At 53.7% G+C, this 14,226-nt stretch carries 20 protein-coding genes; 3 read left to right on the forward strand and 17 right to left on the reverse strand.

Annotated features, from left to right (window positions below; genetic code table 11):
- Positions 1 to 79 precede the first annotated feature (79 nt).
- The 17 genes from CIC07_RS17835 to CIC07_RS17915 all read right to left on the reverse strand — a co-directional run bounded on the left by CIC07_RS17835 (position 80) and on the right by CIC07_RS17915 (position 12,138).
- Positions 80 to 1,876 (reverse strand): terminase large subunit, encoded by a 1,797-nt coding sequence (locus CIC07_RS17835; RefSeq protein ID WP_076354176.1) that lies wholly within the window; start codon positions 1,874 to 1,876, stop codon positions 80 to 82.
- A complete protein-coding gene (locus CIC07_RS17840) occupies positions 1,857 to 2,339 on the reverse strand; it encodes a phage terminase small subunit P27 family (RefSeq protein WP_076354174.1) in 483 nt (160 codons plus the stop codon). The genes CIC07_RS17835 and CIC07_RS17840 overlap by 20 nt, the downstream gene beginning before the upstream one ends.
- A gap of 105 nt (positions 2,340 to 2,444) precedes the next feature.
- Positions 2,445 to 2,858: a hypothetical protein gene (locus CIC07_RS17845; protein ID WP_076354172.1), complete on the reverse strand. Its 414-nt coding sequence runs from the start codon at positions 2,856 to 2,858 to the stop codon at positions 2,445 to 2,447.
- Between the two features lie 760 nt (positions 2,859 to 3,618).
- Complete coding sequence (locus CIC07_RS17855) at positions 3,619 to 4,161, reverse strand: site-specific integrase (protein WP_076354166.1); 543 nt, start codon at positions 4,159 to 4,161, stop codon at positions 3,619 to 3,621.
- 474 nt (positions 4,162 to 4,635) lie between these two features.
- Positions 4,636 to 5,004: a hypothetical protein gene (locus tag CIC07_RS17860; RefSeq protein WP_076354164.1), complete on the reverse strand. Its 369-nt coding sequence runs from the start codon at positions 5,002 to 5,004 to the stop codon at positions 4,636 to 4,638.
- Between the two features lie 12 nt (positions 5,005 to 5,016).
- Positions 5,017 to 5,250, reverse strand: coding sequence for a hypothetical protein (locus CIC07_RS17865; RefSeq protein WP_139334403.1), 234 nt, complete (start codon positions 5,248 to 5,250; stop codon positions 5,017 to 5,019).
- A gap of 13 nt (positions 5,251 to 5,263) precedes the next feature.
- Positions 5,264 to 6,628, reverse strand: a complete 1,365-nt coding sequence (gene dnaB, locus CIC07_RS17870; protein WP_175619163.1) for a replicative DNA helicase — start codon at positions 6,626 to 6,628, stop codon at positions 5,264 to 5,266.
- Entirely contained in the window at positions 6,606 to 6,968 is a 363-nt protein-coding gene (locus tag CIC07_RS17875) for a replicative helicase loader/inhibitor (RefSeq protein ID WP_076354162.1), read from the reverse strand. Before CIC07_RS17875 ends, dnaB begins: the two co-directional genes overlap by 23 nt.
- Positions 6,961 to 7,623: a hypothetical protein gene (locus tag CIC07_RS17880; RefSeq protein ID WP_076354159.1), complete on the reverse strand. Its 663-nt coding sequence runs from the start codon at positions 7,621 to 7,623 to the stop codon at positions 6,961 to 6,963. Before CIC07_RS17880 ends, CIC07_RS17875 begins: the two co-directional genes overlap by 8 nt.
- Before the next feature lie 17 nt (positions 7,624 to 7,640).
- The gene (locus CIC07_RS17885) at positions 7,641 to 7,943 is read right to left on the reverse strand and encodes a hypothetical protein (RefSeq protein WP_083687884.1); all 303 of its coding nucleotides are present in this window, start codon (positions 7,941 to 7,943) and stop codon (positions 7,641 to 7,643) included.
- Between the two features lie 9 nt (positions 7,944 to 7,952).
- Positions 7,953 to 8,981: a DUF3102 domain-containing protein gene (locus CIC07_RS17890; protein WP_076354156.1), complete on the reverse strand. Its 1,029-nt coding sequence runs from the start codon at positions 8,979 to 8,981 to the stop codon at positions 7,953 to 7,955.
- Complete coding sequence (locus tag CIC07_RS17895) at positions 8,978 to 10,531, reverse strand: PcfJ domain-containing protein (RefSeq protein ID WP_076354154.1); 1,554 nt, start codon at positions 10,529 to 10,531, stop codon at positions 8,978 to 8,980. The genes CIC07_RS17890 and CIC07_RS17895 overlap by 4 nt, the downstream gene beginning before the upstream one ends.
- A 12-nt stretch (positions 10,532 to 10,543) precedes the next feature.
- Entirely contained in the window at positions 10,544 to 10,882 is a 339-nt protein-coding gene (locus tag CIC07_RS17900; protein WP_076354152.1) for a hypothetical protein, read from the reverse strand.
- A gap of 258 nt (positions 10,883 to 11,140) precedes the next feature.
- Positions 11,141 to 11,293 carry a DUF6906 family protein gene (locus CIC07_RS25880; RefSeq protein ID WP_442953332.1) on the reverse strand — a complete coding sequence of 51 codons (153 nt, stop codon included), beginning with the start codon at positions 11,291 to 11,293 and terminating at the stop codon, positions 11,141 to 11,143.
- A gap of 98 nt (positions 11,294 to 11,391) precedes the next feature.
- Complete coding sequence (locus tag CIC07_RS17905) at positions 11,392 to 11,529, reverse strand: hypothetical protein (RefSeq protein ID WP_157741935.1); 138 nt, start codon at positions 11,527 to 11,529, stop codon at positions 11,392 to 11,394.
- A gap of 35 nt (positions 11,530 to 11,564) precedes the next feature.
- Positions 11,565 to 11,888 carry a DUF771 domain-containing protein gene (locus tag CIC07_RS17910; RefSeq protein ID WP_076354148.1) on the reverse strand — a complete coding sequence of 108 codons (324 nt, stop codon included), beginning with the start codon at positions 11,886 to 11,888 and terminating at the stop codon, positions 11,565 to 11,567.
- A gap of 34 nt (positions 11,889 to 11,922) precedes the next feature.
- Positions 11,923 to 12,138: a helix-turn-helix transcriptional regulator gene (locus CIC07_RS17915; RefSeq protein WP_234992869.1), complete on the reverse strand. Its 216-nt coding sequence runs from the start codon at positions 12,136 to 12,138 to the stop codon at positions 11,923 to 11,925.
- Positions 12,139 to 12,296: 158 nt separating this feature from the next.
- Between CIC07_RS17915 and CIC07_RS17920 the strand changes: the two genes are divergently transcribed.
- From CIC07_RS17920 to CIC07_RS17930, 3 genes are read left to right on the forward strand one after another with little or no spacing between them, the layout of a single operon-like run.
- Entirely contained in the window at positions 12,297 to 12,620 is a 324-nt protein-coding gene (locus CIC07_RS17920) for a helix-turn-helix transcriptional regulator (RefSeq protein WP_076354146.1), read from the forward strand.
- A 3-nt stretch (positions 12,621 to 12,623) separates the two neighbouring features.
- Positions 12,624 to 13,106 carry an ImmA/IrrE family metallo-endopeptidase gene (locus tag CIC07_RS17925; protein WP_076354144.1) on the forward strand — a complete coding sequence of 161 codons (483 nt, stop codon included), beginning with the start codon at positions 12,624 to 12,626 and terminating at the stop codon, positions 13,104 to 13,106.
- Between the two features lie 4 nt (positions 13,107 to 13,110).
- The gene (locus CIC07_RS17930; RefSeq protein WP_076354142.1) at positions 13,111 to 14,214 is read left to right on the forward strand and encodes a site-specific integrase; all 1,104 of its coding nucleotides are present in this window, start codon (positions 13,111 to 13,113) and stop codon (positions 14,212 to 14,214) included.
- The last annotated feature ends 12 nt before the right edge of the window (positions 14,215 to 14,226 follow it).

Raw genomic sequence — 14,226 nt, forward strand, 5'->3', positions numbered from 1 at the left:
TGCGCCATCCGTCCGCTTCTGATCGGCGCTCCCAAAACCGCCACCATTTGCCGATGGTTCTCCTCTCCTTTCCTCCGCACTAGAACGTGAAGCCGCTCTCCACATGCTTGTTCATGTCCATCTCCTGTTCCACGAGCATGGCCCGGTGCAAGGCGTTGATGATGGCCGCGATGAGGTCGATGCGCTGGCTGTCGTCCTTGTGCTTCTTCGATAGCTTGATGTTGCCATTGGTGTCGACGATCTCGACCGCGTTCGAGAGGCACCAGGTGAGCAGCGGGCTGCCGTCGTGGACAATCCGGCCCTGAAGCACGAGCTCGCGGAAGAACTTCGTCGGCGAGGACAGGTAACGGGCTGTCTGCGGGATCTTCACCATGCCATAACCGTCCTGCTCCAGCTCCTGGACGAAGTGCGTCGCGTTGTAGTCGTCGTAGCACACCTCGCTCACGCGCCAGTCCTGGAGATCCTGAACGAGCTGCATGTGCTCGCGGACATAGCGGTAATCCGTCACCGCGCCTTCCGTGAGCGTACACCAGCCATCCGCCGCCCACGATCGGTACGGCACCCGGTCGGTCTGCTCGTGCCGGCTCGCCGTCTCCTCCGGCATATAGCCATGAGCTGTCACCGCAAAGCGCCCGTCCTCCAGCCGGAAGACGTAGCCGTCCGCCGTCAAGTCCGTCGTCTTGGACAAGTCGAGGCCGGCCGTCGTTTTCAAGCCGCGAACCAAAGCGAAAAAGGCCTCACGGGATACTGCCAAGGCCTTCCACTTGTCCATGATGCCGGACATGTATTTGTTTTCGCTGTCGGACTGCCACTTGTTTACCCGCTTCGTCAGCCACTCCCGAATCTTGGCCGGGTCGCCGGTGTTGTACGCATCGTCATGCTCGTCCCGGATCTGCTTGCGCAGCGTCTCGGCGTACTCGCTCTCCTCCTGAAGGATCGGGTTGGCTTTGACCCACACGCTCTCGTCATGCGGGTCGTCTTTTGCGTCCAGCTCGCGGATCATGGCAAAATAAGTCTCGTCCATCGCAATTTCCCCGCGCATCATCTTGCGCCGGGCATCATATTCCCGTTTACAAGGGCTGTTTTCGGCGTCCTTGCCCGCCGTCGAGATGATGAGCATGAGCGATTGGAGCCGCTTGCCGAAGCCAGAGAAGAGGACGTCGACGATTTCGGAGGACGGATGGGCATGGTATTCGTCGATGATGACGATGCAAGGCGCGCCGGAGTCCTTGTTTTTCGTGTCCTTGGACAGCGGCCGGAGCCATCCGCCGCGCGTGGCGTGCTCAATGTACGTCCGCTTAATTCGCAAGCGCTTGAGAATATCGGGGCTTGCCTCGCCCATCTTCTGGGCATCAAGCCACACCCGCTTCGCCTGCCCCTTGTCCACGGCCGCGCATTCGACTTCCGGGCTTTCCTCGTAGCGCTTCTTCTTGGCAGGCGCGTCGGGCGGATAGACACAGTCCGCGCACATGCCGTACAAGGCGAGCCCGCTCATCTCCGTTGACTTGACGTTTCCCCGTGCGCGCAGATGCAGCGCCTTCTTGAAGCGACGCTTGCCACTCTCCATGTGTACCCAGCCGAAAACACAGCCGAGGTCGAACATTTGGAAGGGAAGCAGCTCGATGAGCTGGCCGGAGTAGGGGCCGCGCACATGCCGGCAGCAGCGTTCGAACCAGTCAAAGATGCGATCGGCACGCGACTCATCGAAGACGTACGGAAAGCCGGGAGTCGCCTGGCGCTGCAAGTCGTTCAGATGGCGCGCGCACGCAAGCCGCTCCATTTCGCAGCTGGGCCGGATGCCCATGACGATCTCAGCCGCATAGCGGTTCGTCGGGTGGACGTCCTCCCAATCGACGTCAGTCAAAGAGCTCGGCATTCTCGTCTTGGCCTCCCTCGGCCATTTGTTTCGCGAGGCGAGCGCGCGCAGCTGCCGTTATGCCGAGCTTCTCGGCGAATTGGAGGACCAGCCGGGCATAATCCTGCGCCATCTTGACATGCGGACTGATGACTTCTTGGCCGCTTGCGCCTGTCGCCGTATATCCTTCGGCGTCAATCATCTCATTCGCGAACTGATGACGGGTGACGGCGTTGCAGTAGGCCGCGAGGACGTCTTCATCCACCGCATCGAAGATCTCGAACTCCGCCATGTCTCGGACGGTCTTGCGCCACACCTTGCGGGCCTCATCGTCGAGCCAAGCCGGAATCTTCAGGTTCCGCTTCTTCTTCCGTTCAAACCGTTTGCCGGCTTCCTCGCGCTTCTTCACCTCGTCGGCCGTCCAGTGCTTGCCGCCGCCCTTCGCGCCGACTCGCATATGATCGAACCTGACGACCTCATTCATTTCCAAATTCCTCCTTTCAGGGCCGACGGGATTTCCCAGACCGTTCGGGGACTTTTTTTCACATTAGAGGGACACGCGGTCTCGGCCGCGATCCCCAAAAATTTCTTACCCCCGGGGGGCCTTCTCCGTCTTGGGCTTCACAAGCCCTGCCTGTGCTTCTTGGAGGTACTGAACGACGTCCTCACGCGGCTGCGGCGAGGCTTGCTCGGCGGTAAGCAGCTGCCCGATGGATTCACCCGTCTGGTTCTCGCTGACAAGGGCCTTGATCTGGTCCAGCGTCAAGGCATCGTCCGATGTCGTGGCGCCTTCGCTCGGCTCATGATCCTCTTCCTTCGCCAGGACGGAGCGGGCATAGACAACGCTCTGGAAGGGCATCAGGTACTCGTGCCCCTCCGTGTCCTCGATGTGGACGGAGACGTTCGCGGTAGCGTTCTGAAGCACCTTGTTCCTCAGCTTGGCGGCGTTGTGCTCGTCGATCTCGATGACCGTGCCGTCGAACAGCTTGATCTCTGTATTCATGGGCAGTCCCCTCCGTTAACAGGACGCATTACCGCCTGCTTTTATTTATTAAGTCGTTGTATTCGTCTACCCAATCCATTGGAATTGGATATCCGGTTTGGAGATGATCTATTACGGCACGCGTGATTGCTCCGATTCTGATCTCTTCATGAATGTTTCTGGGCACAATGCCTAGCGGCGGCTTGCCTCTCCATCCCCCAGGAGGAGGTTTTATTGAAACGCTACATGCTCTTTCCATTCCCGAACCCCCCATCTTCTTGAGCGGTCTTCCGATCATGATGAAGCTTGCACAGCCCTTGCCAGTTATTCCGATCCCAGAAGAGGACCTTGTCGCCTTGATGCGGGACGATATGGTCGACAACCGTAGCAGCTCCGACGGCCCCTTCAGCCGTGCATGTCACACATAGCGGATGCTTGATTAGGAATCCGACGCGCGCCTTTCGCCATTTGCTGTCGTACCCTCGTTGCGCCGCCGTTCCACGCTGGCGATCATCCTGCTTGGTGTGAGATTGGCAAAAGCGCCCCGTCGTCAAGGCTGGGCAGCCTGGTTTCGAGCATGGTTTATTCGGACTCGCCGGCATAATTTGATCCCTCTCCCTAAGCCCTCTGGCGGCCGTCAGAGCGGCCAAATTGTGAACGAATGAGTTATCTACATGTATAAGGGAATGGAACTCGTACGGCGCCCTGGAGAGCGCGTGGCGACTGGCTTTGCGGCCAATCCTGAAAACCAGTTCCCGGTATCCTCAATATAAGGAACCCACTAGATTCGGAAGCCCTTGAGATGCGTATCCATCGTATCCTGCTCGATGCCGATATAGCGCAGCGTGACCTTTTCGCTCGAGTGGTTGAACAGCCGCATGAGCATCGCGACATCCTTATATTGCCGATAAAAGAAGTAGCCGAACGTCTTGCGGAGCGTGTGACAGCCGATCTCCTGCAGTCCGAAGTCGGCTGCGATCTCCCGCATGATCTTGTAGGCCATACTCGGTGTGATCGGCCGATTCGTTCCCTCACGGCTTTTGATCAGGTACTCGCTGAGCGGCTTGTCCTGAACATAATCCTTTAGCTCCCGCTTCAGCTCAGGCGTAATCAGCACGCGTTTGTGCTTGCCGGTCTTCTTCTCCCGGATGACGATATGCGTTCCCGTCACATCACGGATGCGAAGCTTTAAGATGTCCGAGATTCGAAGGCCCGTATTGAGGCCGGTCAGCACCATCATGTAATTCCGCCTGTGCGTTGTCTTCAGCAGCTCCTTGATGTCCTCCAGGATTTCCGGATCGCGGATCGGCTGGACGAAATTCACATGACCACCACCCCTCTCGATCGTTTGTCATACACGCTTACTTCTTCTGCTCAATTCCTCGAATGCACTTCGGCATGCTGCAGACTTGCTTGATGCCTGTCCACCTCCCCCATACACATCCCTTGCACGATTCCGGCTGTATGGGTCTGGGCGGCTCCATGATGGAAAACACAGGCTTTCGCATACGGCCACCTTCCTTAATTGTAGAAGCAAGAGAGTTGTCCTCTCTCCCATGATCCGGCTGGCGGCCGAGTCATGGGACAAAGGACAAGTCAACTTGTCCCCCGGATCGCACCCTTGCAATGCTGCTAAGGTCAGATGACCGTTCAGCGCGTCCGAGTGCCTACGATAAAAAGGGTACAGTAGGCATCACCCGAGCCGCATGATGCGGCTCTTATGTGATTCCACTGTACCCTGTGTTTGGTTCCGTATTTGTACCCTATCCATCCCGGTTTAGTCGCATTTTTAGGCGCGCTATCGAATGATCTTGAGCGAATTGGCGATGGACTCAATGCCCTTGGCCAGTTTCCGGTTCACGGTCGAGGTCGCCATTGATCCGCTGAAGTGAAGGATCGTAATCTTGTGCGGGTTGCCCCGGATATATCGCATCTCGAGAATGCGCCTGACTTCATCGTCCAGGATCAGGTTAACAGCCTGCTCCACTTCCTGCAAGCACTTCCGGCAGAACGCATCATAGCGCTGTTGCTTGTCGGATAGCTCCTCCATTTCACCGAACGCCTTGCGAATCGCGATCATTCGCCGGTACCTGGAGAGGAGTTGCTTCGCCTCGCGGATCTCGTCCGGGGAAGCCCGTTCCCATAGCTGCATCTGCATGTCTTCCATTGTTTCCCTCCATTATGGCGGTTTGCGCTTCGTCACCCAAGCAAAGCTGATCCCTCCAGGCGTGAGCGGTTTTTCCAGCAGGTATGCGTATCCTTTCGGGATGGCCGAGCTGGCTTCGATCTGCAGTGTTCCAAACGCGGTGCCGATGTCGGTCCGGCTGGCGATATCAGCTTCTTCGCTCACCATCAGGCGAATGGCTTCAATTCTCTTTCCAGATCGGACGACGGGCGCCAGCTTGTGCTCCACCCAGGCGGTCGTTCTAGCGTCCATATGGATGCGGGTCGCGGTCCAGGCTAACGAATTTATTGAAGTTCTTCAGGAAGGCAAGCTCGACGGTGCCAACCGGTCCATTGCGCTGCTTGGCTATGATGATTTCAATGATGTTCTTCTTCTCGGTGGACTTGTCGTAGTAGTCTTCGCGGTAGAGGAAGGCGACGATGTCGGCGTCCTGCTCGATGGCGCCGGATTCGCGTAGGTCGCTCATCATCGGGCGCTTGTCTTGGCGCTGCTCGACGGCGCGGCTGAGCTGGGAGAGGGCGATAACGGGGAGGTCGAGTTCACGGGCCAGCTGCTTGAGCGTCCGGGAGATGTCGGACACCTCTTGTTGCCGGTTGTCGCCGCTTTTACCTCGGCCGGCAATCAGCTGCAGGTAGTCGATCAGGATCATGTCGAGCCCCTCGCATTGCTTGTGCAGCCGGCGACATTTCGCGGCGATGTCCTGAACCGTCATGACGGGGCTATCGTCGATGTAGATGTCGGCCTCGGCCAGCGACCCCACAGCCAGCGTCAGGCGCTCCCAATCGTCGCCTTCCAGGTACCCGGTGCGCAGCTTGGACGCATCGACATTCTGCTCGGCGCTCATCATGCGCTGCACGAGCTGGGCCGAAGACATCTCCAGGCTGAAGACGGCGACCTTCTTTCCAGCTCGAACGCCAGCATGCTGGGCAACATTGAGCGCAAAGGCCGTCTTGCCCACTGATGGCCGGGCGGCGACGATGATCAGGTCGCTCTTCTGGAATCCTGAGGTCATTCGGTCAAGATCCGGGAAGCCCGATGGAATTCCGGTAACGCCGCCTTTGGAACGGTTCGCATAACGGTCTTCAATTTGCTCGAACGCCTCGACAAGCAGCACGCTGATCTTCTGAAATTCTTTTTTCGTTGCCGACTGATCGGCCAGAAGGATGGCACTCGCCTGCATGCCGGCAATGACCGCATGATGATCGTCTTCCCTAAGCGCATCCTCGTATTGCTGGCGAGCTGTCTCGATCAGCCTACGCTTCAGATGCCGGGAACGGATGATTTCTGCGTAGTACTCGAAGTTTCGTTCCGATGGAACACGCTGGGCAAGGTAGGAAAGATAGCTCACGTTGCCGCATGCCGCCAGCTCCTCTCGTGCTTGCAGACAGGCTGTCAACGTCACCAAGTCGATGACTTCGCCTTCTTCGGCCATCGCAAGCATGGCGCGATAAATGCGCTGGTGCTTCCGGTCGTAGAATTGCTCTGTCGAGACGAGCGATGCAGCTTCCTGGATGATGTTCGCGAGGATAATGGCGCCAAGAAGTGACTGCTCTGCCTCCGGGCTATGCGGCAACTCAATTGGCTCAGCGTTCGTCGCGTTTAGCAAGCTTCCTCACCCTCTCTCTCTGCTCGTCGGATGGCCCGACGGCCAGCGCCCGCATCCGTTCCCAATCTTCCAGCGTTTCTTCTCCCGCTGCCCGCATGCTACCGTGGTAGCGTTCAGCGTCTGTCTGCAGCGGCTTCTTTAGTGCCCCTGGATGAGGCGCAAATCGGTTTTCCGCGTTTGCCGTGTAGCGCTCCAGGTTGACCATCGCCGTATGAACATCGACGTCTGCCAGTACCTGATGCCAGTCCAGCAGCATGGCCCGCTTGTCCTCACCGACCCGAAACGACGGGTAGAAACGGACAATCCGGTCGAAGAGCATTCCGACTTCCTGCTTATTCATCTTCCAAATCCCTCCCCAAGTCTGAGAATGAACCTTGTAAACCCGGTGAGGCCGCGCCTCTGCGCTGACTTACCTTATCCACGACCCAAGACAGAATGGCGCGATAGTCTGACTTGTATTTCTTGCCTGATGAGCCTTTGTAGTTGTCCAACTCGGTGATGCAGGTATCGGCAAAGCTGGAGCCGTAATCTGCTGTCAGCTTGCCATATTCCATCTCGGTCATAGTGACGAATTCCCCATACCGTTTTTTGTTTGAGTTTAGGTCTAAATCTTTTAAATCTTTTAGGATGTCCATTTTGCTGCTCGTTTTGTTGCTCGTTTTGTTGCTCGTTTTGTTGCTCGTTTCGTTACACGTCTCGTTGTACGTTTTGGACAATCGAGGGATGATTCTATACTTCCCGGCGTTGTTCACCCGATGGGACAGCTTGTAGTGGACAAGCCCTCGCTCAATCAGGATTTGGCGCGCTCGGTCGAACTCTCGTCGGCTTAACCCGGCATTGGACTGCAGCACAGCGTTTGGAATCGTGAACTCCTCCGGCCACCCAGCCTTATTACAAACGGCCATGAGCTCATACCATAATGCAATTGCGCTGGCAGGCAGGGGGTTCAATTCTTTCCATCGGCTGAAGGCTACAATGTGCTCAAGGTAGTTCAAGCGCTCACCTTCTTGTTCTAATTCCAGCTCCGCTTGGAGACGGGCACAGCTTCAAGGACACTTAATTCATCGACTTGGTAAGGCGTTGTATTGCCACGTGGATCAAAATCCACGACACGCTGCCCCCTTCGATTGATGCGGTAGGTGACGGGCCTGTCGTCGTAGCACCAGGCCCATTCCCCCTGAACGGATACCACCACGACGCGCATTCCGATTCGGTCCGGATACAGGTTGGGCATCGTGGCATGCCTGGGATCGTTGCGGATGAACTCGCAGAGCGATCCCGGCTTGATCTCGTCATTCGTGAAGAGGAAGAACATGCGGCCGGATCAGAACTGGCTTCTCAAATCGTCAAGCGTCTGCCCGATGCGCGCCTTCATGGCTTCCTTCTGCTCGGGGTTCTCCAGCTCGCCAAGGCTCTGGAGAAGGAGCTGAGCGTCGGCGAGCATAGCTTCGAAGTGCATCTTGATCTTGATACCGGCGACGTTATTGTTCTTGCGCAGCTGCTCCTGCACATCGGCAAGCTGCTTGGCGACTTCATCCTCGCGCTTCCTCGCCTGCTCGACAAGCTCGGCCTTGATGCGCTCGACCTCAGCGGCGATCTTCACCTCGGCCTCAGTCTGTCCGTCCTGCGCCTTCTGATCCAGCTCGGCTTGCAGATCCGCGATGCGCTTCTCGGAGGCGCTGGCAGCCTTCTCTGCCTTCCGGAGATCGGCCTTGAGCTGTTTAAGGGCCTTGTCGTCTCCGGACGTCTGCGCCTGCTGGGACTGCTGCTCCAGCTCGCGGATCTGCTCTTCCTGGCGCTTCCTCAGCTCTTGCTCTTCCTCATACTTCGCGTAGAGCGCCGAGCGCATGCCCTCTTCTTCCTGACGAGCCAGCTGCTCTGCCGCAAGCTGCTCTTCCTTCTCTTTCAGCGCCTTCTCAGCTTCCTGCTTGGCCTTGATGGCCGCCTGGAGCTCGCGAGAGGACATCTCAGAGGCCTGGTTCTGCTCGACAAACTCCTCGCGCTCCTCGGCAGGCACGGCCAGCAGCGCGACGGCCTGTGTATAGCTCAAATTCGCGAGCGCTTGGCCGGAAGCTTCGTACTCCGTCGCCACGCGCATAAAGTTGTTGGCCGTGGACTGACTATAATTCACGTTGGCTTTCAGCCAGTCTCCCCACTCGCCGTGTCCCACGAGCGCCTTGGCCTCTGTCAGCCTCAGGCCGATCTGAATGGCGCCCTGCAGAGCTGCTTGCCGCGCCTGCTGATCGATGGTCCGAATCTCCGCCGCGATGACCTCGACCGTCCGAGTGGAGAGCGTCGTCGCTTCGCTTGCTGCGGGTTGAACGGCTGACTGTTTTGTTTTGGCTGTTGTCATATGGCTACCGCCTTTTTGGGCTTGGATTTTTTCATCATGTGTTTCATTCGATCTGCGAATCGATTCACAAAAACCATGACTTCATCGGGTACGTCGTAATTCATATACCGTCTGACCTGGCGGATGCTCCAGTCCTTGGGGCTTATCTCGCAGGTGTACAGCGGTTTATCTGGCTCATCCTGATTTCGGATAAGGAAGATGTTCGTCTCGCCATCCGCGTACCTCGTTGCATACGAACCGACGCAAATATTCAGGCGCTTGCCTTCCTGAAACAACTCTGCCGCTGAGACGGCTGGCCGGATAAGAAGGCCGCCTTCATCATAGGTTGCCTTTGCAAGTTCATTCTGCAGCCGAAGGAATATTTTCGCTTCATTGAGCTTGTTATCTTTGATCTTTACTTTGGAGCTGGTCTTCTGGTGCGCTCCATGCAGGTTATTGGGACGGAGGTATCGATCTTCCCCAAGGTCCATGCCGAGAACAATGCACTCCCCCAGGTAATCCCGATAGTCCTGGAACGCGTTTGTGATCGAGCGGTAAAAGGACCGGGGCCGATTCGTCTGCTTAAGCAGATAGGCGAACAAATCATCTGGCTTGATGAATCCATGGACGAACCGCTTATCAGCCTCCGTGGAGAACTTATAAAGCTGGTAACGATGGAGCATCACGTCGATCCCGTCCGTTGCGCCCTGGCGCCGTTCCTTTTGGAAGAAGGAAAGCACATCCGAGGTAAACTTCTCTTGAAGGTTTCGCTTCACGATGTCGCGGTAATCGGTTTTGCTTAGACGGAGCGCCTTGAAAATGGTTTTGCCTCTCCAGTGAACCGCGCCATGGGTCTGGCGGCCGTACAGCTTGTCCCAGATCAGATGCGCGAAGCCCGACTTGCTCATCGTCTCGATGCAAGGGTACTTGGCCGATAGATCGAAGAACTGGACCATATCCGAGACATGCCGGTGATTGTCGTACCCGACGTATTGCTCCCAGGTCGAATACTGGAACGGAGTGCCTTCTACCGCCTGCTTGATATTGTCGGTGCAATGGAAGCGAGGCCAGCTCGCTCCGCTGTAGCCTTTATCAAAATGAGAAAAGACCGTCTTCTGTTTTTGGCGGGACGAGACGTAATGAATACCACCTTCTCCAGGAAGGAAGAGATACATTGCTTCGACATGATACTTCGTCTCCACCTGCTCGGGGTCGCCGCTGTAGTCCCGCACGACGGAGATGGTTCGAGCCGTTATCGCCTGTGGAGCGACGATGCTTTTCTCATACCAGATGAGAACGGCTTGATCTCTCATGTATTTCCGTCCAAGACCGGATCCCTGAATCTTGCAAGTGGAACGGCAATTGGGACAAGTCGCTTCTGACTTATGTTTCAGAGTCTGCTCGTTCCGAAATTTCTGCTTGCAATGGGTACAGTATCCGTACTGGCGGCCGAATGCTGCTGAGCGGGTAAATATGTACCGGCTATTTAAAAGAGCGGTGCCGCTGACGAACTCGGCAAGTTGCTCGCTGATAGTCGTAGGGAAATGGATTTTGAATTCCTGGAAGTCCATCTTGTTGGCCTCCTATAGCAAGTCGTCCAGGGTGGACTTGAAGACCGGCGACGCGATGGCTGCGGCTACAGGCTCAGCCTCTGGCGGCTTGACGCCAAAATACTGCAGGACGATGGCGAAGCCCTCTTCATCCGTCAGAACGCCGACGCCGTTGCTTGCCTGCTTCTTTGCTTCAGCCTTCATAGCATCCAGGCTGCCCAGAATGGATTTCCCTTCCTCTATGATGCCGGTAGCATGCTCGGGATGGCTCTCCAGATGCTTCATCAGGAAAGCTCCGATGACTTGGATATACTTGTTCTTTTGGTTTGCGACTGTCTCGGCCTGCAGCTTCTGCATGGCTTGTTGGAGCATGGCAAAACGACCCCTTTCATATTGGAAGGGGGGCTGATTGCCCCCTAAAGTAAATTCACAAGCGTTTGGTAGTATTTTTGCGCTTGGACTCTGCACGGCCTTGCGGACGGCGGATGATGCGGGCGACATCGTCTTCAAATACGATGGAATTGCCTAGGCTTGTCCGAAGACGGAGCAGTGTTCGGGCCACGCCCCATACCTCCACTACCTCTCCTGTCTGCCCTTGGTTCGTCTCGACGATGTCCCCTTTCAAGACAATCAAACAGGAATCTTTCTTTGGCTGTATGTGTAGCGATGAACGAGATGAAGGCGCTGGGGCTCGGCTTTGAACACGAGCCAGTTTTCCGGATTGAGCTTGGAAGCCTCGATGGCTTCTTTCTGCCGGCGTGTCGGACGCTTTCCGTTCTTCATGTAAAAAAACCTACCTTATATGGATTGGCGATATTGGCGTTTCGTGTGGTAAGATAATTTCAAATGATTTATTTGGCCCTGAACGGCTCCTACCCCGTTCAGGGCTTTTTTCTTTGAATGCGCGACATGGCGTTTCGATATTGCACCCGGCAACCCTCGCGCAGCTTGGCCGATCCAGTTGTATCCAAGATTTGCTTCAAGTTGCCGCACGAGCGGATACGCTGTTTTCTGGTCATCTGTAATCACCTCCTTTAGTAAAGGCCCGCTCCGTTCAAAGCTGGTCAAAAATTTGAGCGAATTTCGTTTCGAGGAATTTAGACATTTTAACCGCTTGAAAAGACCACGTTTGCCCTTTGCACTTTGGATAAAAGACAAACCCGCCATTCTCAGAATCAAGAATCAATCTGAATTTAGATGGGAAAAGAATGTTCTCTTTAATCCAGTCCGTTTTTCGGTTGATTCTTCGCTCTAAGTCCTGCATTGACCAAAATACCCCTGCCAACTCCTGACTTCTGAGCTCTTCCAACTCAATTTTGCTGATTAATACAGAATCCGATGGAATCGGAATTGTCAGCTGTACATTCAGGTGCTGCAATCTGGATAACCTCCTTGCTCTGATTAACTTGCGCTTAACTAATTCTACTTAAAGTAGATTCAACTCCAAAAAAAATTTCATCCACATTTAAGTTAACAGATTCAGAGAATTTTTTAGCTTGCCCCACTGGCATGTTGTCGGGGTCTTTTTCCCACTTTATATAGGTTTGACGGTGAACGTTAAGCAAATCGGCCGTTTCTTGTTGAGTGAGCCCCGCGATTAGTCTCGCCTTCTTCATTGTCAAATTCACACGAATCGAACCTCCTTTTGTCGAATATACTCACATTTTATATCTACCTAAAGTAGATTGTCAACACCATAATGAACTAAAAGTAGACTTATAATGTTGATTTTCTTCGACATTGGCCCTATACTCTACTTATAATAGAGTGGAGGGGCAAAATAAACGTGGGAATAAGCGAAAACATCAAAATGTTGCGCGAGCGTTACCATCTGACTCAAGACGATTTGGCAGCCATTGCCGGCGTAACAAATAAAGCTGTCTCCACCTGGGAGACCGGAACCAAAGAACCTAGAATGGGAGTGATTGAAAAGATCACTCGTCACTTTGGTATTAAAAAAAGTAATCTCATTGAGGACGGCGGAATGGAAAGGTTGGATATGCCCGAGACACTGGCAGCTCATTTCGAGGGAGAAGAATATACCGAGGATGAAATGCAAGAAATCCTAGAGTATGCCAAGTACATTAAATCAAAACGCAAAGAAGGTTAGAGCATGAAGATGCTGGACGATTTGCTCGCAGAATCCCAGGCAGAGAACGTGCAAGTTGTCGAGTACCCATTCAAAACTATACGCCTAAAGGGACTATACTGCGATGGAGTCATCACGATTAACCAGGCAGCGAAATTGAACACAGTCGAAAAAACTTGTGTCATTGCTGAGGAGCTGGGTCATCATCATACTACTCAAGGAGTCATTCTCGATCAATCAAAAATCCTGCATAGGCAGAAAGAACGCCTCGCGAGACAATGGGCATACGAAAGGCTTGTACCTCTAGAGCGTTTCGTAGATGTTTTTCATGCAAGAATTAAAGAAAAACACGAGGTAGCTGAATTTCTTGGCGTCACGGAAGCATTCCTGTTGGATTTAATTGCTCGTTACAAAGAAATTTATGGTCAGTTTGCTTTTATAAATAATCGGTATATCGTTTCATTTGAACCATTGAGCGTAATAGAGATATTAAACTGGGAGGAATAGTGAGATGGCTTCCTTCACGAAACGCGGCAAGACATGGCAGTATACCGTCAGCCGAATGGTGAACGGTAAATCGGACCCTATCCGCAAGGGTGGATATGCTACCAAAAAAGAAGCCCAGGTCGCTGCCTCTGAAATTGAATCGCAACTTCAAAAAGGCATCACGCCGCATCTAAAGGCCGAGCCATTCGATCGGTATTTTGAGGAATGGCTTAAAGTTTTCAAGCCAAATATCAGCGGCAATACAAGAGCCAGGTATCTGAATTCGCTGGAGACGATCAAGGAGACCTTTTCTGGAGTCCCGATCCAGAACATTACTAAGCGGATTTATCAAGCGTTTTTAAATGAGTATGCTAAAACTCGATCAAAGGAAACAGCACGAAAAATCAACACTCATATACGGGCATGCGTAAGGGACGCTATAGACGAGGGGATACTTCATGTCGACTTTACTCGTGGAGTCGTTCTAACGGGCGCTGTGCCGCCTAAACGGGAGGAAGAGAAGCATCTTAGCCTGTTTGAGAGCAAACGCCTCCTGAACCATTTTAAGCAGCCTACAGCCCTATCTCATTATTTAATTTTGCTTGGCCTTACTTCCGGCCTGAGGTTTGGAGAACTCGTTGGCTTAACGAGAAAAGATTTTAACTTTAAAACTAATGAATTGAATGTTGATAAACAATGGGGATACACGAAGAAAATGAAACAAGGGTTTGGTCCGACTAAAAATGAACAGTCCGTTCGTAAAATTAAATTGGACGGTAACACGATGAAGCTATTTAAAGAACTCTTCAATCGCAGTCCCGACAACATTTACGGCCTTGTGTTCTTTACTCAGACATCAAAATATAAAGTTCTCTGCAATACAGCAGTAAATAAGGTTTTAAAAAAGACGCTTACGAATATGAATATCCAGCCGATAAGTGCACATGGGCTACGACACACTCACGCCAGCATTCTCCTCTACAAGCGCGCATCCATATACTACGTGTCCGAACGTCTGGGGCACTCCGACATAGAAACCACTAACAGCTATTACGCTCACATCATCAAAGAGCTGCGAGATCAGGATGACAAGATTGCTATCTCAACTTTCGAGGAATTAGTTGGCTAACCCAAATTACAC

It is taken from the genome of Paenibacillus sp. RUD330 (assembly GCF_002243345.2).
Lineage (GTDB): Bacteria > Bacillota > Bacilli > Paenibacillales > Paenibacillaceae > Paenibacillus_O.

What these genes read in the sequence shown, in the direction of transcription:
- CIC07_RS17905 (WP_157741935.1), bottom strand. Translation starts at nt 11,529, where the DNA reads ATGACCAGAAAACAGCGTATCCGCTCGTGCGGCAACTTGAAGCAAATC.
- CIC07_RS17895 (WP_076354154.1), bottom strand. Translation starts at nt 10,531, where the DNA reads ATGGACTTCCAGGAATTCAAAATCCATTTCCCTACGACTATCAGCGAG.
- CIC07_RS17890 (WP_076354156.1), bottom strand. Translation starts at nt 8,981, where the DNA reads ATGACAACAGCCAAAACAAAACAGTCAGCCGTTCAACCCGCAGCAAGC.
- CIC07_RS17845 (WP_076354172.1), bottom strand. Translation starts at nt 2,858, where the DNA reads ATGAATACAGAGATCAAGCTGTTCGACGGCACGGTCATCGAGATCGAC.
- CIC07_RS17860 (WP_076354164.1), bottom strand. Translation starts at nt 5,004, where the DNA reads ATGGAAGACATGCAGATGCAGCTATGGGAACGGGCTTCCCCGGACGAG.
- CIC07_RS17835 (WP_076354176.1), bottom strand. Translation starts at nt 1,876, where the DNA reads ATGCCGAGCTCTTTGACTGACGTCGATTGGGAGGACGTCCACCCGACG.
- CIC07_RS17925 (WP_076354144.1), top strand. Translation starts at nt 12,624, where the DNA reads ATGAAGATGCTGGACGATTTGCTCGCAGAATCCCAGGCAGAGAACGTG.
- CIC07_RS17840 (WP_076354174.1), bottom strand. Translation starts at nt 2,339, where the DNA reads ATGAATGAGGTCGTCAGGTTCGATCATATGCGAGTCGGCGCGAAGGGC.
- CIC07_RS17885 (WP_083687884.1), bottom strand. Translation starts at nt 7,943, where the DNA reads ATGTTCTTCCTCTTCACGAATGACGAGATCAAGCCGGGATCGCTCTGC.
- CIC07_RS25880 (WP_442953332.1), bottom strand. Translation starts at nt 11,293, where the DNA reads ATGAAGAACGGAAAGCGTCCGACACGCCGGCAGAAAGAAGCCATCGAG.
- CIC07_RS17875 (WP_076354162.1), bottom strand. Translation starts at nt 6,968, where the DNA reads ATGAATAAGCAGGAAGTCGGAATGCTCTTCGACCGGATTGTCCGTTTC.
- CIC07_RS17900 (WP_076354152.1), bottom strand. Translation starts at nt 10,882, where the DNA reads ATGCTCCAACAAGCCATGCAGAAGCTGCAGGCCGAGACAGTCGCAAAC.
- CIC07_RS17930 (WP_076354142.1), top strand. Translation starts at nt 13,111, where the DNA reads ATGGCTTCCTTCACGAAACGCGGCAAGACATGGCAGTATACCGTCAGC.